Source organism: Alteromonas infernus, from assembly GCF_902705815.1.
Window position 1 is genome coordinate 106,713 of record NZ_CACSIG010000056.1, and the last position, 19,346, is coordinate 126,058.

General features: G+C 45.1%; 19 protein-coding genes and 2 tRNA genes. 13 read left to right on the forward strand and 8 right to left on the reverse strand.

The window, feature by feature from the left end:
* Positions 1-161: 161 nt before the first annotated feature.
* The 5 genes from ACX5J7_RS14360 (at position 162) to ACX5J7_RS14380 (ending at position 4,465) form a co-directional block, all read left to right on the forward strand.
* A complete protein-coding gene (locus ACX5J7_RS14360) occupies positions 162-905 on the forward strand; it encodes a response regulator (RefSeq protein ID WP_498707364.1) in 744 nt (247 codons plus the stop codon).
* The gene (locus ACX5J7_RS14365) at positions 905-2,266 is read left to right on the forward strand and encodes an ATP-binding protein (RefSeq protein WP_012517041.1); all 1,362 of its coding nucleotides are present in this window, start codon (positions 905-907) and stop codon (positions 2,264-2,266) included. The genes ACX5J7_RS14360 and ACX5J7_RS14365 overlap by 1 nt, the downstream gene beginning before the upstream one ends.
* Positions 2,267-2,328: 62 nt before the next feature.
* On the forward strand, positions 2,329-3,297 hold the full coding sequence (locus ACX5J7_RS14370; protein WP_498707365.1) for an alpha/beta fold hydrolase: 969 nt from the start codon (positions 2,329-2,331) through the stop codon (positions 3,295-3,297).
* Positions 3,298-3,427: 130 nt separating this feature from the next.
* Positions 3,428-3,892, forward strand: a complete 465-nt coding sequence (gene trmL, locus ACX5J7_RS14375) for a tRNA (uridine(34)/cytosine(34)/5-carboxymethylaminomethyluridine(34)-2'-O)-methyltransferase TrmL (protein ID WP_012517043.1) — start codon at positions 3,428-3,430, stop codon at positions 3,890-3,892.
* A 171-nt stretch (positions 3,893-4,063) separates the two neighbouring features.
* On the forward strand, positions 4,064-4,465 hold the full coding sequence (locus ACX5J7_RS14380) for a hypothetical protein (RefSeq protein WP_020745259.1): 402 nt from the start codon (positions 4,064-4,066) through the stop codon (positions 4,463-4,465).
* Positions 4,466-4,507: 42 nt separating this feature from the next.
* Here ACX5J7_RS14380 and gpsA read toward each other — a convergent pair whose 3' ends face one another.
* The 4 genes from gpsA to ACX5J7_RS14400 form a co-directional block, all read right to left on the reverse strand.
* Positions 4,508-5,539 (reverse strand): NAD(P)H-dependent glycerol-3-phosphate dehydrogenase, encoded by a 1,032-nt coding sequence (gene gpsA, locus ACX5J7_RS14385; protein ID WP_498707366.1) that lies wholly within the window; start codon positions 5,537-5,539, stop codon positions 4,508-4,510.
* Between the two features lie 10 nt (positions 5,540-5,549).
* The gene (gene secB, locus ACX5J7_RS14390; protein WP_012517046.1) at positions 5,550-6,059 is read right to left on the reverse strand and encodes a protein-export chaperone SecB; all 510 of its coding nucleotides are present in this window, start codon (positions 6,057-6,059) and stop codon (positions 5,550-5,552) included.
* Positions 6,060-6,121: 62 nt separating this feature from the next.
* Positions 6,122-6,382, reverse strand: a complete 261-nt coding sequence (gene grxC / locus ACX5J7_RS14395; RefSeq protein WP_020745261.1) for a glutaredoxin 3 — start codon at positions 6,380-6,382, stop codon at positions 6,122-6,124.
* 12 nt (positions 6,383-6,394) lie between these two features.
* Complete coding sequence (locus tag ACX5J7_RS14400) at positions 6,395-6,820, reverse strand: rhodanese-like domain-containing protein (protein WP_012517048.1); 426 nt, start codon at positions 6,818-6,820, stop codon at positions 6,395-6,397.
* 250 nt (positions 6,821-7,070) lie between these two features.
* Here ACX5J7_RS14400 and ACX5J7_RS14405 point away from each other — a divergent pair, with 250 nt between their 5' ends.
* The 3 genes from ACX5J7_RS14405 (at position 7,071) to ACX5J7_RS14415 (ending at position 9,936) form a co-directional block, all read left to right on the forward strand.
* Positions 7,071-8,234, forward strand: coding sequence for a murein hydrolase activator EnvC family protein (locus tag ACX5J7_RS14405; RefSeq protein ID WP_012517049.1), 1,164 nt, complete (start codon positions 7,071-7,073; stop codon positions 8,232-8,234).
* 175 nt (positions 8,235-8,409) lie between these two features.
* A complete protein-coding gene (locus ACX5J7_RS14410; RefSeq protein ID WP_012517050.1) occupies positions 8,410-9,351 on the forward strand; it encodes a divergent polysaccharide deacetylase family protein in 942 nt (313 codons plus the stop codon).
* Positions 9,352-9,507: 156 nt separating this feature from the next.
* A complete protein-coding gene (locus ACX5J7_RS14415; protein ID WP_071950660.1) occupies positions 9,508-9,936 on the forward strand; it encodes a MerC domain-containing protein in 429 nt (142 codons plus the stop codon).
* Between the two features lie 39 nt (positions 9,937-9,975).
* Here the strand turns inward: ACX5J7_RS14415 and ACX5J7_RS14420 are convergent, their stop codons facing one another.
* From ACX5J7_RS14420 to rsgA, 4 genes are all read right to left on the reverse strand, one after another.
* Entirely contained in the window at positions 9,976-10,665 is a 690-nt protein-coding gene (locus tag ACX5J7_RS14420; protein WP_012517052.1) for a glycerophosphodiester phosphodiesterase, read from the reverse strand.
* A gap of 31 nt (positions 10,666-10,696) precedes the next feature.
* Entirely contained in the window at positions 10,697-11,572 is an 876-nt protein-coding gene (locus ACX5J7_RS14425) for a DMT family transporter (protein ID WP_012517053.1), read from the reverse strand.
* Between the two features lie 3 nt (positions 11,573-11,575).
* On the reverse strand, positions 11,576-12,553 hold the full coding sequence (gene asd, locus ACX5J7_RS14430; protein WP_498707367.1) for an archaetidylserine decarboxylase: 978 nt from the start codon (positions 12,551-12,553) through the stop codon (positions 11,576-11,578).
* A gap of 92 nt (positions 12,554-12,645) precedes the next feature.
* Positions 12,646-13,764 carry a small ribosomal subunit biogenesis GTPase RsgA gene (gene rsgA / locus ACX5J7_RS14435; protein WP_498707368.1) on the reverse strand — a complete coding sequence of 373 codons (1,119 nt, stop codon included), beginning with the start codon at positions 13,762-13,764 and terminating at the stop codon, positions 12,646-12,648.
* 86 nt (positions 13,765-13,850) lie between these two features.
* Here rsgA and orn point away from each other — a divergent pair, with 86 nt between their 5' ends.
* The 5 genes from orn to ACX5J7_RS14460 all read left to right on the forward strand — a co-directional run bounded on the left by orn (position 13,851) and on the right by ACX5J7_RS14460 (position 19,335).
* Entirely contained in the window at positions 13,851-14,396 is a 546-nt protein-coding gene (orn, locus tag ACX5J7_RS14440; RefSeq protein WP_020742780.1) for an oligoribonuclease, read from the forward strand.
* 101 nt (positions 14,397-14,497) lie between these two features.
* Positions 14,498-14,573 (forward strand) — tRNA-Gly (locus ACX5J7_RS14445).
* A 272-nt stretch (positions 14,574-14,845) separates the two neighbouring features.
* Positions 14,846-14,921, forward strand: a tRNA-Gly gene (locus tag ACX5J7_RS14450).
* A 682-nt stretch (positions 14,922-15,603) separates the two neighbouring features.
* Entirely contained in the window at positions 15,604-18,690 is a 3,087-nt protein-coding gene (locus ACX5J7_RS14455; protein ID WP_498707369.1) for a TonB-dependent receptor domain-containing protein, read from the forward strand.
* A gap of 183 nt (positions 18,691-18,873) precedes the next feature.
* Positions 18,874-19,335, forward strand: a complete 462-nt coding sequence (locus tag ACX5J7_RS14460) for a hotdog fold domain-containing protein (protein WP_012517059.1) — start codon at positions 18,874-18,876, stop codon at positions 19,333-19,335.
* The last annotated feature ends 11 nt before the right edge of the window (positions 19,336-19,346 follow it).

The following is a 19,346-nucleotide window of genomic DNA, read 5'->3' on the forward strand; positions in this document are numbered from 1 at the left end:
AAAGCAGTCAATGCAGTGTAAAGCTTATGTAAAGGCACCGCCGATTTGTGATTGTAAAGGTCTGAAAAGATATAGTACGCGATTTGTCAGTGCTGTTGTCGGCTTGAGGCGAGGCACACCATAAGCGTAGGTTGAATTCTATCCAATTTACAGGCATTTTCATGAATCTAGCAGTTAAAGAGTTTAATACCATGAGTTCAGATTTTCACTTGCAGTCTATCCTTGTTATTGATGATGACCTAGAACTAACAGAAATGCTCGCTACTTACTTATCGGGTATGGGTTATCAGGTACAAGTGCGTAACAATGGCGAAGAGGGGTTATCTGAAGCGGTGTCTGGGCGTCATTATGACCTGATATTGCTTGATGTGATGATGCCTAAAATGGATGGATTTGACGTTTTGAAAAAACTTCGTTCAAGCCACAGTACGCCGGTGCTTATGCTTACCGCGAGAGGCGACGACTACGACCGAATTTTAGGTCTTGAGATGGGCGCCGATGATTATTTGCCTAAACCTTTTAATCATCGCGAGCTAGTAGCTCGAATTAAAGCGATCGTTCGTCGTCATAATTTGTCATCAAACGGCGGGGCCGTTGAGCAAGACTTGTTTGTAAATGGAATTTTACTAAGCCCCAGTAGTCAGCTTGCCAAAGTAGATGATGTAGAACTTACCCTTACCACCACTGAATTTTTAATACTGCGCTTGCTGATGCTTAATGCAGCACAGCGTGTCACAAAAGAAGAAATCAGCCTAAAAATACTTGGCAAACCGCTTCAAGCCTTTGACAGAAGTATTGATATGCACGTGAGTAACCTGCGCAAAAAAATAGGGGCCGTGGCGGTTGATGAAAAAATTAAAACCATTCGCGGTGTCGGGTATATGTTAATTGTTGGAAGCCATTAATGGTAAAACTGCTACGCAGCGTAAGCCCAACGCGGGCCATCATGGGCCGATTGTTTTTATGGTTTTGGGCTACGTTTATTGTCACCGCCTTGCTGGCTATTTGGGGCAGCCGCCTTTTCTTTGAAGATCTTGAAATTGTACCGATAAAACCACGTGAAGTGGCTGCTCTCAATCAAGTGGTGGAGCGCATACAAGATAACCGTTACCAGGGTGCACCATTACGCGGAGCGCTTGACCGCCATTCTCGGGGAGGGAGAGGGCGAATGGTGGCTATCGATATTAGTGATAACCGCGTTATTTCTGGTGGTGGCCCACCGCTTCGTAACGAGGACAAAGAAGATTTACTTCGATTAGTCACACAAACGTCACCCATAGCGGTGAAGCGGGGAGCATTTAAAATTTTGGGGCCGGTTTTCTTCGAGCGAGACGGCTCCCGATTTGCGCTTTTTTCAGTGAGACTGGAAATGCCTGAAAAGCAAACTCCACCGATTTTACTGTTCCTAACCATCGCCTTGATTACCACCATATTATTGAGCTGGTTGTTTGCGAAATCACTGACTAACCCCATACTGCGTATACAAAGCTCAGCGAAACGCATAGCGAGCGGTGACTGGCAGGCGCGAGTAGGCCGAGCGGCTAAGCGTCAGGACGAGCTAGGGCAGCTTTCGCGGGACTTTAACAAGATGGCAGAACAGCTAGAGTCCATGTGGGGCGCCCAAAAACGCCTATTGGCCGATGTCTCTCATGAACTACGCTCACCGCTTGCCCGCTTACAAATGGCATTAGGACTTGCGCATCAGCAAAACGTAGATCCTGAAACCTTAGCGCGTGTAGAGCGAGAAGCCGATCGGATGGAAGCGTTAGTGAGTCAACTTCTCACCTTGAGTAAAGCTGAAGCTGGTGAAGCATCTATGCAAAAGCAAATGCTGTCGCTTGTACTAAACGATGTGTTTACCGACGCGAATTTTGAGGCGGCAAATAAAAACAAGCAGCTTCAAATTGATGACATACCTCAAAAGACAGTGGTTATCGATAGTATGATGTTTTGTCGTGCAATAGAAAATGTATTGCGCAACGCAATTCGTCATAGCGCGCTTGTTACCCGTATCTCGTTTAGCGAGGATTCAGAGCACTGGTGTATTCATATTGCTGATGATGGTGAAGGGCTCTCCCATGAAGAGTGTGAACGCATCTTTTCTCCCTTTTATCGAGCAACGCTTGCCAGAGAGCGGGAGTCCGGGGGCGTGGGCTTAGGTTTATCCATTGCAAAAGCAGCCGTGGAGTTGCATCATGGAAGGATTATTGCTGAACCGGCTGAGCGCGGTGGGCTTAAAGTAACCTTGTCTTTTCCTAAGTCGTAAGCACAACGTAGGAAGATCGCTTTAGGCCTAATAGAGCGCGTATTGACAGTAAAAGGGTATTTATGAACTGGGCGTTCACGTCTGAAAATAACTTAGCTAGCACTTTTGCTACAGATATTAATCCTTTTTGGCAGCACAGCGTGACGCAGGGCCATTTCGTAGGAAAAGACAATATCACAGTGCGCTATTCGCATTGTATTCCTAAGTCGCCTCGCGCAACGATTGTGATTTGTTCAGGGCGTATTGAGTCTTACTTAAAATACAAAGAGTTTATTTACGATCTCTATCAAAATGGCTTTGCCGTTTTTATTCTTGATCACCGAGGTCAAGGCCTATCTGACCGAATGACAAGCGACCCGCAGCATGGCTATGTAGCCCACTTCGATGATTACGTAGATGACTTTGTCACATTTGTAGAAACCATTGTTAAGCCTAAGCAACAAGGGCCTTTATTGTTAGTGTGCCACTCGATGGGTGGAGCAATAGGCGCATTGACTTTACTGCGCATGCCAAAGCTTTTCTCTAAAGCCGTATTTGCATCACCGATGTTTGGCATTAAGCCATCGCTGCCTAACTGGCTAGCAAACGGGCTAATACGCACTGGCCTTGCGGTTAATAGAATGAAAAAAGCCGATTCAGGCTACTTCTTCGGGCAGACACCGTATATCGCCTTTCCATTTGCACTGAATAAACTGACGCATAGTAAAACCCGCTACGCACTATTCCGCGAATTGTATGACGAAGAGCAGGATATACAGCTAGGCGGCGTGACTACTGAATGGTTAGCGGCAGCCCACCAGGCAATGAATAAAATTGAAAACAGCGCTGGGGCCATTACCACCCCCACACTGGTATTAAGTGCCGATGACGATGCTATTATCGATAATAAGCGCCAGCGTCTTATAGCGCAGCGTATGCCTAACGCAACGTTAGAAATTGTACCTCGTGCTTATCATGAGCTCTTCACCGAGTCTGACGATATTCGTGAACGCTCGCTCACCCGCATTCTCGATTTTCTTACAGAAAGCTAAGGTTACTCGTTAACTATGCTGCATGGTTAAGACCATTAACATGCAATTAAAGAGAAGGGTAGGGTGATGCAAAGGGCGGTTTCGTTATAAAATGAACGGGTTTTTAATCTTGAAGGTAATTTAAACAAGCATGCTAGATATCGTACTTTATCAGCCAGAAATCCCGCCAAATACTGGAAATATTATTCGCTTATGTGCGAATAGCGGCTTTATGCTGCACCTTATTGAGCCTTTAGGCTTTGATTGGGACGACAAGCGGGTACGTCGTGCAGGCTTAGATTACCATGAGTTTGCTCATGTAAAACGCCATGCTAGTTTAGATGCTTACCTTGAAGATGCAAAACCGAACCGCGTTTTTGCCTGCACCACCAAAGGCAAAGCGTTTCATAGCGATGTATCCTATCAAAAAGGCGATGCACTTATATTTGGTCCTGAGACCCGTGGTTTACCGGATGATTATATTCAATCGCTACCGCCAGAGCAGCGCGTTCGCATTCCCATGTTACCAGACAGCCGCAGTATGAACTTATCCAATGCCGTATCTGTCTTTGTATATGAAAGCTGGCGCCAGTTTGGCTACGAAGGTGCCCGGTAGCAGAAGGCGGGTAAAAGCTTTCTGAAGATATTCATTTTAAAAACGCCCTGTTATAAGGGCTTTTTTATGCCCAATGTAAAGACAGCGTAAAGCGCGTCAGAGTCAGTTTTCGTTCAGCTTCACTCATTAGTATAGCCTGTGAATATACACAAATGAGTTAGGAGTAGCATTATGAAACGTATAACACTCAGTATTATTACCGGCGTTTGTTTAATGGTGGCTGGGCAAGCTAGCGCGCACTCAGGGCATCACTCTCACGGTAAAAGAGGGGCAAATGAAACGGTAACCGTTATTACACAGCCTGCTCGCACTTTGGTTGATGTAGCCATTAGCGTACCAGAGATTGGGCTGTACGTTAATGTTTTGCCGGGGGCGCATAGAGTTGAGGTTATTAATAATCATCGTTACTACGTTGCGAATAACCATTACTACCGCAAGCAAGGAAATCGCTATGTGGTCGTTGATTCACCCTACAAGAAGGCGAAGAAAGTGAAAAGCTCTAAGCGCTATAAACATAACCACGATGGCTATCGAGACAACGCAAAAGTGATAGTGATAAGAGAAGGTCGCTAATTAGTCGCTGAAATAACTAAATAAAAATGAAGCGTAATGTGATTACGCTTCGTTTTTTAAATCTCGACCAAGCAGGGCTAAGGCTGCTTCTTTAGGGGATTCTCCGTGATAAAGCACCGCGTATATCTGCTCACAGATAGGCATTTCCACCCCCACTTTTTTCGATAATACGTGTACTTCTTCAGTATTGCGGTAACCTTCAACGACCTGACCAATTTCTTCAATGGCCACATCCACGCTTTTACCTTGGCCTAGTGCCAAACCAAAGCGACGATTGCGCGACTGATTGTCAGTACAGGTTAATACCAAATCGCCAAGACCCGCCATACCCATAAAGGTTTCTGGATTTGCACCTAGCTTTACGCCCAAACGGGTGAGTTCTGCTAAGCCACGGGTGATTAACGCTGTACGTGCATTAGCACCAAAGCCTAATCCATCTGCTAAACCAGCGCCAATAGCGATAACGTTTTTCACCGCACCGCCCAGCTGAACACCCGTGAAGTCTGAGTTCTTGTACACGCGAAATGACTTCGCACAGTGCAGTTTTGCTGCAAACTCGTCACTTAAGGTATCGTCGGTAGAAGACAGTGAAATAGCGGTAGGCAAGCCTGCTACCATCTCTTTAGCGAAAGTGGGGCCTGAAAGCACCGCTAGCGGATAGTCGGTTCCCAGAATTTCTTCTGCTACATCACGAAGTAAACGACCGGTTTTAGGCTCTAGCCCTTTGGTTGCCCAAATAATACGCTGATGCGGTTTAAGCAAGGGCTTCAAGCTTTGAAGCATAGCCGCAAATGCATGGCTAGGTACTACCACTAAGATGTCTTGGCTGGCAGCGACCACTTCTTCTAGGTTGGCATTAACAACCAACGCATCAGGAAATGTTGCGCCTGGAAGATAGCGAGCGTTTTCTCGGTTGGTGTTCATCTCGGCAACGTGCTTTTCATCGCGACCCCAAAGTAATGTGGGGTTACCATTTCTGGCAAGACAAAAAGCAAGGGCGGTGCCATAAGACCCCGCCCCCAATACTGAAACTGACTCTGAAACCGGATTCGACTTCATGTCCACGTCCTTCATGGTCAACTAATTAGGCGTCCATTTTAGGCGCTTCGCCCTGCGCTTGCTGTGCACGTTTTTGCACGTAAGCGGCAAAGATAGCGTCGAAGTTTACAGGTGCGAGGTTAAGTGGAGGGAAAGTACCACGGTTAACCAAGTTAGAAATTGTCTCACGCGCATATGGGAAAAGCATGTTCGGGCAGAACGAACCTAGCGTGTGCGCTTTGTTTTGGTCTGGCATTTCGCCAATAGCAAAAATACCTGCTTGCTGTACTTCACATAGGAAGGCCGTCTCTTCGCCTAGTGTTGCCGTTACGGTCACTGAAAGCACAACTTCAAATACATTTTCTTCTAGCTTGTTCGTGCTAGTGTCGATGTCTAGTTTAATTTCTGGCTTCCACTCTTTAGTGAAAATAGCTGGCGCGTTTGGAGACTCAAAAGAGATGTCTTTTGTGTAGATACGCTGAATATTGAACTGAGCACCCTGCTGCGCTTGTGCGCCTGCTGCTTCGCCGTTGTTTGTCTGATTTTCGTCAGCCATGGTATTTCCTATTTAATTGTCGTTTTAATTTAATGTAGTGCGTTGCTGTATGCGCTGACGCTTTACGCTAAACCCAGCATAGGGTTTAGTTTGCTTTGTGTTTCTAAAGCCATCACATCGTCACAGCCACCAACGTGCTGATCGTCAATGAAAATCTGTGGAACAGTCCAGCCGCCGTTTGCTCGCTCAATCATTTCGTCGCGTAGCTCAGGCTTAACATCTATCGGGTATTCAATAAATTCTACACCCTTTTGCGTCAACAGCGCTTTTGCGCGATGGCAGTATGGGCAGTGGCCCTTGGTGTAAAGTTCTACTTTGCTCATAAAGGTTACCTGTTATTTAGAAACGGGAAGGCTGGCGCTTTGCCATGCGTTCATTCCGCCTTTTAATACATTCACATTCGCGAAGCCGTCTTTTTGCATCGCATTTGCTGTACCACGAGCCTGATTACCCATAGCGCATACTACGATAATGGGTTTGTCTTTACTGTTTTCAAGTTTCTTGAAGTTTTTCTCGCGCACTTCTTCAGGTTTAATCTGCCTTGCACCCAAAATATGACCTGCATTAAATTCTTTCGCAGGACGTGTATCAAGTACTATTGCGTCATGTTTATTAATTAAAAGTGTTGCTTCGTGAGTGCTTAGCTCTTTTACCGAAGATGTCCATGCACTGATATAACTAAATATCAACATGGCAATCAGCGCAACCCAAATACCAGCAAGAATAAAGTTGTTGCTAGCAAATTCAATTAGTTGATCCATTACCTCTAACCCTGTCTACAGACCATGAAAAGAGTGCAAAGTATATAGAAAAATGGGCGAGAAACCAGCCTACCTTTCACTAAGATGGATGTGAGGTGCGGCATGCTTCATAGAAATACTTTAGATGGTTGATATTACGGATAAATTGCACTGGGCATATGCGTGACCGTCAGATACACTGGAAAATGTTATTAATAGCAATAACGAAATTGACGCATTATCGAAAAAGGCGAGGTTTTAAGCACACGTTATGTCATTACGGTCATTACTTTCAATCATAGGGTGTATTATTGCACTCGCTACTCTGCCGATTGGAAGTGGTGCTATTGCGCAAGAAGCCGGGGCCAGTGCGCAAAAAGAGAAGTTAGCAGAACTACAGGCAGAGCTTCGCGCGCGCCAACAGGTATTAAAAAATAATAAAGCCAGTGCGCAAGAGCTAAAAAGTGTACTTAAAGCCTCTGAACTTGAGATAGCGAAAGTCGCCAAGGCATTAGCCATTACTCGTCAGTCGCTTGCCAATGTAGAGCAAGAACAAGCAAAGCTTGGTGCTGAGCAAGAAACCCTTAAAGCGGCTATTCGCAAACAGCAGTCTTTATTATCTAGTCAATTAAAAAGTGCTTTTATGGCTGGGCATTACGACTACGCAAAAATGTTGTTTTATCAAGATGACGCCCGCACATTTGAACGCGTAATTACCTATTACCAATATGTTGCTAAAGCTCGTCAAAAAGAGATTGAAAGTTTTAGAAGCAATGTAGCAAGGCTTGAGGAAGTTAACGCTGAGCTCGATGAAAAAGCGCAATCGCTTGCCGCTCTAAAAGAAGAGCAAGAAGGTCAGCGCGCGGTGCTCATAACGCGCCAAGCCGACCGTAAAAAAACACTCACAAAAATCAATAAAACTATAGCGTCGGAAAACCAAAGAATTGCTTCATTGCAGGCCGATGAAAAAGCCCTTAGAGATGCTATAGAGGCCGCGCGTATAGCCGCTGAACGAGCTGCAAGGAATGCGGAAGTATCTATGGACGGACTAGCGAAGCTCAAAGGAAAGTTAACGCCGCCAGTGAAAGGGAGAGTTCGAAAGCTATTTGGTAGCCGCCGCCAAGGGCAAGTATCTTGGAAAGGTATTATCATTGATGGTGCAGAAGGCGACCCTGTCAATAGCATCGCCCCTGGTAAAGTCCTCTACGCCGATTGGCTTCGTGGTTTCGGGTTGGTTGCTATTATTGACCATGGTAAAGGCTACATGAGCGTGTATGGGCACAATCAAGCTTTGCTTAAACAGGCTGGTGACGATGTTAGACGGGGCGAGCGAATAGCCCTTGTTGGGCGAAGTGGCGGTCAGGAATATCCTAACCTTTACTTTGAAATTCGCCACAAAGGTAAAGCCCTTAATCCAAGCTCGTGGCTAGACTGAGCGGTTGCCCAACCAGAGTGCGCGCGTGGGCTGGCGCTATTAAAATAACACTAAAGTCATCAGCAACGTTGAAACTGAACCAGTTGTTGGTATGCTAAGTTTGAGAGTTAAAAATAAAACACAGCTATGTGTATTGTGCGCTAAATAATAATGATGAAAAATGGATGTGATTTAGATGCTTTTGCGTCTGCTAACGCCTTGTATAATCTTTGTTTTATGCGGGCTTGTTAGCCCTTACGTCAAAGCAAAGTCAGACATAATAATAATCTTAGATGACCTGGGCTACAGGCCGTCCGATATCGCTGCTTTCTCTCTTCCTAAAGAAGTTACTTTTTCCATACTCCCACAAACGCCTTTGGCATCTGAAATAGCGCAGCGCGCTGAAAAAGAGGGCAGGGCGGTAATGCTGCATATGCCGATGCAGGCTCAAAATGGTAAAAATATGGGGCCCCTTGGGCTTTCAACTGATATGTACGCCGGTGCTATTACACACAATGTCCGCAGGGCAATGAAGAGCGTACCTAACGCGGTGGGTATCAACAACCATATGGGAAGTGCCTTTACCGGGCAGCGAGAGGCGATGGAAGCGTTACTTAAAGAGGTGAAGCGTCAGGGGCTATTCTTTGTCGACAGCCGAACGACAGTATTATCTAAAGGAAAGGAAATTGCCGAACAACTCGGTGTGCCTAACGCCAGTCGCCAAGTGTTCCTTGATCACCGCTTAGAGCCTGCGTTTTTATTACAGCAATTCAATGAGATGAAGCGTATTGCTAAGCGTGAAGGACGAGTTTTAGTTATAGGTCACCCTCATCCTGCCACCATAGACTTTTTGCAAACGCATTTACCACTACTTGAAAAAGAAGGCTTTAGCCTCGCCTCTGTGGCAGACTATTTTCCCGATGCACCGAAAGTGGCGAAGCAGTTTCCAAATGTGCATGAGCAAACCGCAGGGCTTTCACACCACATAATTGCCAGTAAAAACATTGCTGACAAAAATATTACTCTGAAAAATAATTTGGCTTTCACGAATAAAGTAAGTTCAGAAAACCTAGAGCACACTCGATATAGCACGCGAAAAGTGTCGCCAGAAATCACTGATGTTGCGCCAAAGGAATAGTTAACCCACTTACTTTCCCCCTTCATTAGTCTACTTTCGTCTCAATAAGATCAAAATTTAATGTGGGAACGTTTCGCATTTTTGCTAGTCTGTTATAATATAACGTCTCTGACAGTATTTTTGCGCACATATTCCGGCACGGTGGTATTTAGAGTAATGACTCCAATTGATGAGAATCCAACAAAACTAGACAAACTTGGCATTTGGGTGTCGAGCTTGTGTGCGTTGCATTGTCTCGCTCTACCTGTCTTGATCCCGCTATTACCTCTTGTAGGTTCAAGCTTTTTTGCGCAAGTGTGGTTCGAAAGAACCATTTTAACCTTCTCTTTAATTGTAGGCGCAGTGGCGTTGATTAGCGGTGCTGTCCGTTACCACGGTAAATACTACCCACTTATATTATTGTTCACAGGTGGCGCTATTTACTGGCATAAAGATATTTTTGGGCATCACTACGAACCATTTACCATCGCTCTCGGGGCAGCGCTTATTGTAGCCGGGCACTGGTTTAATATGCGTTTGTGCAGACAGTGTAAATGCTGCAAGAGCACCGTATTTTCAGAGCATCTTTCTACCGAATTAAAATAAGCAGTACAACGTATTCAAAAAAACGAGCTCTGGGGTTAATTAAGACAGTGCCTTAAGGGCTGTATCGGGCACGTTAGTAAAGATACCTGTAACCCCCCATTCTCGTAGCATTAGCATATCCCTTGGTTCATCAACGGTATATACAAATACGTCAAACCCATCGCGTAGGGCCTCGTGTACAAAGCTCTTATCAACAGCATCTAAGGCAATATTAACCGAATAGGCGTTAAGTGCTCGGGCGCTGGCAGTACAGTCTAGTTCGTAACTTGCCGAGAGCGCTCCAATCTTAACCTTTGACCAGCGCTTTGCGATTGCATGAAGCCAATGGTGATTAAATGAGGATATAAGCAGCTTATCAACGTTAATACCGCTTTCTTGCACAGCCTGCTTTACGTCTTCAACCCAGCTATCGACATCGTTTAAGTGTTTAATTTCGATATTGCACCACTTATTATCAACAACACAATTTAGGGTTTCAGAAAGGGTTGGTATGCGCTCACCTTCGCCTATGTCCATTTCTCGAAGCGCTTGCCACGATGCATCTAACAGGTAACCCGGCTCGCGAGCACGACGTTTAAGGGTCCTGTCGTGGAAAACTACAATGCCGTCATCGTGCTGATAAGTGTCGAACTCAATACCATCTGCATGTTGCTCAAACGCTAACCTAAAGGCTTTAAGTGTATTTTCAGGTGCTGCTTTGCTGGCACCGCGGTGTGCAAAAATGAGCATAGGTACTAGCCCCTTCCATTATCAATACGCATTATTCATCGTTTGAACTGTGCAACTTATGGGTATTAAGCGTTTCATAAACTGACGCCGAGGTAATGAGTATGCCTCCTACTAGCGCACTCCAGCCAGGCGTTTCATTTAGCAAAATAATAGCGAGAAAAACGCCGTAAAGAGGCTGCATGCAGGCTATTAGAGAAAAAGTTTTTGCTCGTAAATGTCGCAGACTCGCTGCAATTAACGCATGGGGCAGGGCTGTAAATACGGTGCCTAATAGCAACAACATGAGCCATGAATTCGTTGAGGCAGAGGCAATGGCTTCACTTCCTACAGGCAGCATCAACACGCTAATAACTAAGGTTTGCCATGCCATCGCTTGTGCACCAGTATAATGCTTAAAGTGTTTGCGATGAATAAGGTTTCTAAACGAATACAAAATAGCAGAGGCAATGCCTATTAGAACGCCAAGCGTAATATCGTTCTCTAACGATGTTTCAGGCACAATTAGGTATACGCCAATGATCACCGTTAGCGTAGATAGGATATCCTGCCAAACCAGCCTTACTCGTTCGAAAAAAGGTTCGATAAGTACGGTAATTACAGGAAAGGTGAAAAGCGCAATCATGCCCACAGATACGCCGGCATACTGCATCGCCGCAAAGTAGGTAACCCAATGAAGCGCCATGAGTAAGCCTAAGCCAAGCGCAACGCCGTAATCTTTTCTGCTATTCAGCTTTATTTTATTTTTGGCCAGCTTTAGAAATGCAAACAGGGCAATGCATGCAAATACCGAGCGGACCAGGGTAATATCACTGGCACTAAGTGGTACAAGCCTAGAAAAAAGGGCCGTACCACCTAATAAAACAACCGTGAGGTGAAGCGAAATCAGGCTTTTTTTAACAGCATCCATAAATTAGCTGTCAGCGCCCTCTGAAGGTGTATTTTTCTTGGTTTCGCCAGCATTGTCATCAAACTCGTTGCTAGCTTGAACAGGAGTTTCGGTAGTTTGCTCTGGCGTAATAGCTTTTTGTGAAGACATTTTTGAAGCCATCGGCTCACCTAAGCGTGTCACCATGCCAGGGGCAATATCTTCGAAATCTATCATGTCTTTTTCGAAGCAAACCACAATGGTTGAGCCTAGCTTAAAGCGCCCAAGTTCAGCCCCTTTTTCTAACTTAACCGCCGCTTCGCTATCAGTTTCATACGACCAGTGCTGGACCGTCTTACCTGTAGGTGGAGTCACCGTGCCAGCCCAAACCGTTTCGATACTCGCCACAATAGTTGCACCTACTAATACCATTGCCATCTTGCCCACCGGGGTGTCGAACAGCGCTACAACACGTTCGTTACGTGCGAAAAGGCCCGGAATATTTTGTGCAGTAAGCGGGTTGACCGAAAACAGTTCGCCCGGCACGTACAGCATGTCAGTTAGCGTACCTTCAATAGGCATATGGATTCTGTGATAGTCACGTGGCGCCAAGTAAACTGTTGCGAACTTGCCGTTTTTAAACGGTGCGGCAACATCAGGTTTTCCGCCTAATAACGTGGTAAGGCTGAAGTCATGGCCTTTCGCTTGGAAAATGCTGTCGCTGCGGATATCGCCAAACTGGCTCACTGTGCCGTCAACAGCATGGATTAGCACATCATCACTATCATCTATAGTGCGCGCTTCTGGCTTAAGCGGACGAGTGAAGAATTTATTGAAGCTTCGGTAATGCTCGGGCTTTTCATGAAGAGCCTCGGTCATATCAACATTGTATTGCTTAATAAATAGCTTGATGAAAAAGGTTGTCACGCCACCCATCTCTGCTTCAGCGAGTTTGCCTACAAGGCGAGAAAGCAAATGCTTTGGGGTAACGTATTGTAAATTAACTTTAAGCCAATCTAACACAAAATATCTCCGTTTCTTTTATGCAAACAATAACGCATTGCATAGATAGCGTTATTGTATAGTAAGTCGTAGTATTTAGAGCAACTTTAGGGTTATGAGTGCTTACACAAAAGCATAAGCACGGGTTTACTCTCGGTGAGTGTTATCGCGTTTTGTTTAAAACCGCTTATGCACCGGGGGGGCTGACTATGGCTAGGACGCTGCTCTTCCATCGTGGTTAATATTCGGTGGTAGCTGTCAAAGCGTTCTGCACTGATTTTCCCTTCTTCAACCGCTTCTCTTAACAAGCAGCCCGGATCGTTCAAGTGCTTGCAGTCGCGAAATTTGCAGCCGCCTAAATAGTCTCTAAACTCAATAAAACCCCATGTGATACGCTCAACGGGAATATGCCACAGGCCAAACTCACGTACTCCTGGAGAATCAATTAAATCACCCCCAGCCGGTAAATGAAGCAGTTTAGCAGCGGTGGTGGTGTGTTGACCCAGCCCTGAGTTATCTGAGATATCACCGGTTAATTCATCGGCATCTGGCAGAACCTGGTTAATAAGGCTCGATTTACCAACGCCCGACTGCCCCACGAAAACGCTGATATTATCGTTAAGGTATTCGTTAAGTGTATTAATACCCTCGCCAGTTTTACAGCTCGTAAACAGCACTTCGTAGCCTAGTTTTTCATAGGTTTTAAGCTGCCCTGTGACGGTTACGCGTTCTTCATTGCTAAGCAGCTCTACTTTATTAAGTACAATAAGTGGCGTAATGCCAATATCTTCACAGGCCACCAAATAGCGGTCGATAATATTCAGTGAAAGAGAGGGTAATATTGAGCTAACTACAATGATACGGTCGATATTCGCGGCAATGGGTTTAATACCATCGTAATAATCAGGGCGGGTAAGTACAGAATGCCTGTCTTTTACTATTTCAATAACACCCCTTACACCCGACTCAGCGTCATCCCCTTTACTGAAAAACACCTTGTCTCCACATACCACAGAGTCGACCGTACGGCGAATATGGCAGCGGGAAACTTCGCCATTGGTATCTTCAACATCGGCATGTTTGCCGAAGCGGCCAATTACAGTACCGCTCTCTAACGCGCTTTCGTCCAGACTCGAAGCATCTTTAGCGCCGTGCTTTTCACGCAAGCGTTTGCTTCTGTTTGCTGCAACTTGTCGTTTCTGTCGTTGTGTAAGTTTTGGTTTTTTCGCCACGATTCTTTTCTAGTTTCACGTATACTATGTCAATAATACCGTTTGTAGGGCATGGTTGCCATGTCTGTGGCGCAAAGAGGAAAGTAATGAGTAAACACGACAGTAACCTTGTTTGGATAGACATGGAAATGACAGGGTTAGATCCTGAAACCTGCGTAGTTATGGAAATTGCCACCATAGTTACCGATGCACAGCTTAATATTTTGGCTGAAGGCCCTGTAATTGCGGTACATCAAAGCGATGACGTTTTAAACAATATGGACGAGTGGTGCACACGCGTTCACGGTGAAAGTGGGCTTACAGCGCGTTGCCGAGAGAGTAAAATAAGCGTAGAAGAAGCCTCAAAGCAGACCATTGCCTTTCTAGAGCAATGGGTGGATGCGGGTAAATCGCCGCTATGTGGAAATACCATCGGTCAGGATAGACGTTTTATGGTGAAGTACATGCCAGAGCTTGAAGCTTACTTCCACTATAGAAATGTTGATGTAAGTACAATAAAAGAGCTAACGCGCCGCTGGAAGCCGGAAATTTTAGACGGTTTCGACAAGAAAGGTGTGCATTTGGCACTTGATGATATTCGCGAGTCTATTGAAGAAATGCGCTATTATCGTGAGAAAGTGTTTACGATTTAAGCATTCAAACCATGAGGTACAAAAAAAGTAGAATTAAAGGTTGCGTTACCCCAAAATTTTTGTAAAATGCGCACCACTTCAAACGAAGTACCTCTTTTGTTGCGGGAATAGCTCAGTTGGTAGAGCACGACCTTGCCAAGGTCGGGGTCGCGAGTTCGAATCTCGTTTCCCGCTCCAAATTTTAAAAGCTGATAGTAAATTTTACTTTCAGTGGGCGTGAAAAGCGCGACCCCTAGTGGGCCCGCGACCGAGTGTCGGCCAGTTGGCAAATCTCGTTTCCCGCTCCAAATTTTAAACCTGATAGTAAACTTTACTTTCAGTGGGCGTGAAAAGCGCGACCCCTTGTGGGCCCGCGACCGAGTGTCGGCCAGTTGGCGAATCTCGTTTCCCGCTCCAAATTTTAATCTAGGTCTCTAGATTGCCTATAAGATGCACAGCATCGACTCTATGCGGGAATAGCTCAGTTGGTAGAGCACGACCTTGCCAAGGTCGGGGTCGCGAGTTCGAATCTCGTTTCCCGCTCCAAATTTTTATACTCCTACTCTATAGCAGCCAGTGATGTTGAATCTATGCGCCCCCTTTATGCGCCCGCGACCGAGTGTCGGCCATCGCTTCACAAAGCACTCAAATTAGTTTTTGCTACAAACCATAACCTCTTATTTCACTGAAAAGCACCGTGCATACTTGCTCAAGAATCGGCAAGTCGTCAGCTCTGAAAAACGGTTTAAGACCTACTTAATTAAATACATAAGGTGACCTAATTAACTGCGTATTCTTAAATTTATACGAAAGTATAAATTTGCGTGCGCTTATTGCTTCAGCGCCGATTCTGTCTGTCTTTACGCACCGTTGTGAATCCTTATTCATGACTCTTTGCACCTTCCTAGTGCGGTGCCGCCTTGATTTCAACCTAGTTCTCAATAAATCTACATTTTACGAGCTCTTTTGCACATTAAATGTGCATTCGAAAGCCGTTAGTTAAGTCTTTTTGAATATTAAATAGATTTTAGTGGGTAAATATGCATAATGCGCCGTTTTTTAGCGGTAGTTTCACTGTTTACTTGCTTTTTGATAGGCACACCATTTGCAAAATGCATTATGTAAAACGCAAATTGTAAACATATAAAAATAACCATCGCTTTTAGACTCCTCGAAAGTGCCGTAAAGAGCACTTTGGAACGAAAAAGTAATACTTGGAGAAACACACATGGCTTTTGGTTCATCAAAGCAAAACAATATTTCTGCACTAGCAATTGCAGTAGCATCTGCACTTACCGTTAGTGCATCTGCGGTTCAGGCTCAGGAAGAAGCCGCTGTTGAAGAGAAGGATGTCGAAAAAGTAGTTGTAACCGGTTCTCGCGTTGCTCAAGACTCCTCCCTGGAAGCAGCGAGTCCTGTTCTTGCCATTAATGCTGGTGATATCAAAACATCTGGTCAAATAGATTTAGGTGCCATGTTGCGTGAATCGCCTCAACTACAGGCGTCACTGCCGGGGTCTTTTTCTGCATTTAATGGAACCCCACTAGGAGCAAGCTTACTGGACTTACGTAATCTAGGTAGTGAGCGAACCTTAGTTATGGAAAACGGTCGACGACATGTTTCAGGTATTGAGGGTACGGGCTCTGTTGATGTAAATACCATCTCTACTGCTTTACTTAGAAACGTGGAAGTCCTCACTGGTGGTGCCTCAGCTGTTTACGGCGCTGATGCGGTAACCGGTGTTGTCAACTTTAATATGAGAAACGGAGCCTCGTTCGACGGGCTAGAGCTTCGCACTCAAACAGGTGTGACTGACGATGGTGATGCGAATGAATTCTTTTTATCATTGGCCAACGGCTTTTCTACAGATAAAGGTGATTTAGTATTCGCGGTTGAATACCAAGAAACCAGCCCAGTGTATGCTAGAGATAGAGACTTCGCAGGCTCTGGTCTATATACACAAGTAGCCAATACAGAGGCTACTCAGAGTGCATTTGGTATTGATTCACGCTTCAAGAATACTTGGGTGCCAGATTACAGACTTCCAATTTCAAGTGACAGAGGTGTAATTTCATTAACTGGCAGTGCGTTTGGAGATGTCGCTGGATCTGGCGGCGTGCTAGGTTGCGGCACCATCGGAACGTCCATGTTTCCAACGTGTCAGGTAGTGGGTGAAGACGGCACCTTACGTGCCTACAATCCCGGCGATGTTTATGCTGGACCTTTCGATGCGAGTGGTGGTGATGGTGTACCGGGTAGTCCCGACGCTGAACTTATCCTTCCAGAGTCTAAAAGAGTCTTAGTACAGGCAGTGTCAAATTACGAACTAAATGAATTCGTAAATTTCTTTGTAGATGCCAAATTCGTATTTAGCTCGACTAAAGAAACTAATCAGGTGAATGGTTTCAATGACGATATTCCAATCTCACTAGACAATCCGTATATTCCTGCAGCTCTACTGTCTCAAATTAATGAATTACAAGCAGAAGGTGAATCACCAAGCTTGGTAATGTCCCGCGATGTTCTTGATATAAACGCTAATTCAAACCCAGAAGCGGAACGTAAAACGTATCGTATTGTTACAGGCTTCGACGGTTATATCCCTAACACCGCTCTAGAGTACGAGGTTTTCTATAACTACGGTCGAACTGATGCCGACATTACTTCGAACTTGCGCATAGAAGACAGATACTTCGCCGCTATTGACGCTGTAACAGATCCAGCAACTGGCAATGTTGTTTGTCGCTCTGACCTAGACAGTTCTGCGCTTCCTCCTACGTCGCCGTTTCCATCTGCGAATGCGAATTTTGGATTCTTAACTTTCCAGCCTGGTGATGGTTCTTGTGTACCAGTGAATTTGTTTGGAAAGGATTCAATCAGCGCTGAAGCGGCTAACTTTATATTCCAACCTGGCACTGAGCAGAACGATATAACGCAAGAGAATTTCTTAGCAGTAGTATCGGGAGACTCTTCTGATTTATTCGAGCTTCCGGCAGGCCCTGTTATGTTTGCTCTTGGTTACGAATGGAGAAAAGAGTCAAGTACCTATACGCCAGATCCATACTCCGCAGCAGGCTTAACCTTTGGAACATTAGACTCTCGCAACGGCCCAACCAATCCTTCTGACGGTGAGTACGATGTTTCAGAATACTTTGTAGAAGCAACTATACCTTTACTAGAAGGTGTCGATTTCGCTGAGCGATTAGAGCTGCGCACTGCATACAGAAGCTCAGACTACGACCCATATGGTACGCATGACGCTTGGACGATAGGAACAGTATGGTCACCTGTTGATACATTTAGTATTCGAACGACCTTCTCTGAAGCGGTGCGGGTTCCCAACATTAATGAAGCCTTCGCACCTACATTTGCGGCTTCACTTGGTGCAGGAGATGACCCTTGTAACCAAAACTTAATTAGTGCGGGCTCTGAGTTCAGGGAGGCGAACTGTATTGCACTGATTGGCGACGCGGTAGCTGATAGCACTTATGATTCTACTAACTTCCTGTCAGCGTTTGTTTCTGGTTCAACGGGCGGTAACCCAGACCTTGATCCTGAAGAAGCAGAAACCATCACGATTGGTACAGTGTGGAGACCAGATACAGAGCTCGACGGTATGCTGGAAGGTTTAGTAGTGACACTAGACTACTATAATATTGAAATTGATGGCCTGATTGATAGCCTTACTGGTTTTGACATTGCATCTAACTGCGTAGACGCGCCAACAATCAACAACCAATTTTGTGACGCAATTGACCGTGATGCTACAAATGGATTTATCACAGATTTTCGTTCAGGGTTTATCAACCTTGCAGCGGTAGAGACATCTGGTATTGATTTCCGCGTAGATTATGGCTTTGAGTTGGCTAAATTAGTCGACACAGACGGAAGAATTGAATTCACAATCAACGGAACAAACTTCCTCAAAAATGATGAAGTAAGGGATGTGAGTGCACCTGACGAAGTCACTGATGTTCTTGGAACGTTTGGGCGACCAGAGTGGATCGTAAACATGAGTGCAGACTATATAATTGGTGAACTCGTTGTTGGGTGGAGAGGACGCTACGAAGGAAGCCAGCTACTTCCAGGGCTAGAAAACCAGGATATCGAGAGTGATCCTGATTTTATCAGTCAAACTCACACTGGCTCTGCGTTGGTGCATGATTTCTCTGTTTCATACACTTTTGAAGACAGCCTAGAAGTATATGGTGGTATCAATAACGCGTTTGAGGAAGATCCTTACCTTGGCACATTGTCGAGACCGGCAGGGCCTAGAGGACGCTTCTTCTACCTAGGCGTAAATTACACAATGTAACGTCTACACAGATATCAAAAAGCAGCTTTTTAGCTGCTTTTTTTTATATCTCCAAATAGGAATTTATTTGCATCACTACTTCGTTGGGATTATGTTAATGTAACTTCCTCTGGTCTAACCAGTGGCGCAGATTTAATAATCACTCGAAAGATAAAAAGCTCTCAACTATCAGCGTGAACAACTATGTCAAAGAATTACGTACTAAATACATATAACAAATTCCTTAAACTGCCCTTTGGCAAAAAGCTGTTTAGCTGGTATTCAGCCCGCAGAGCACCTTATTTCTCAACAGTTTCCCCCCTTATTACAGACATCAAACCTAACTACTGTGAAGTGCTTATTAAAAAGCGTAAAGGGGTAGAAAACCACATTGGTACGGTTCATGTCATTGCGATTTGTAATGGTTTAGAAATGGCCATGGGCTTTATGTGCGAAGCGTCAATCCCTAAAAACCTTAGGTGGATCCCAAAAGGTATGGAAGTAAAGTATCCGGCGAAAGCAGACTCAGATATTCGCTGTGTCGCCGAAGTGCCAGCAGATGCGTGGAAGCCTGGCGATTTACCCATTTCAGTTAAGGCGTATAACGCTGAAGGAACAGTGGTTGTAGATGGTACTATTACGGTTTGGGTAAGCGAAAAACGCTAAACTATGTCGCG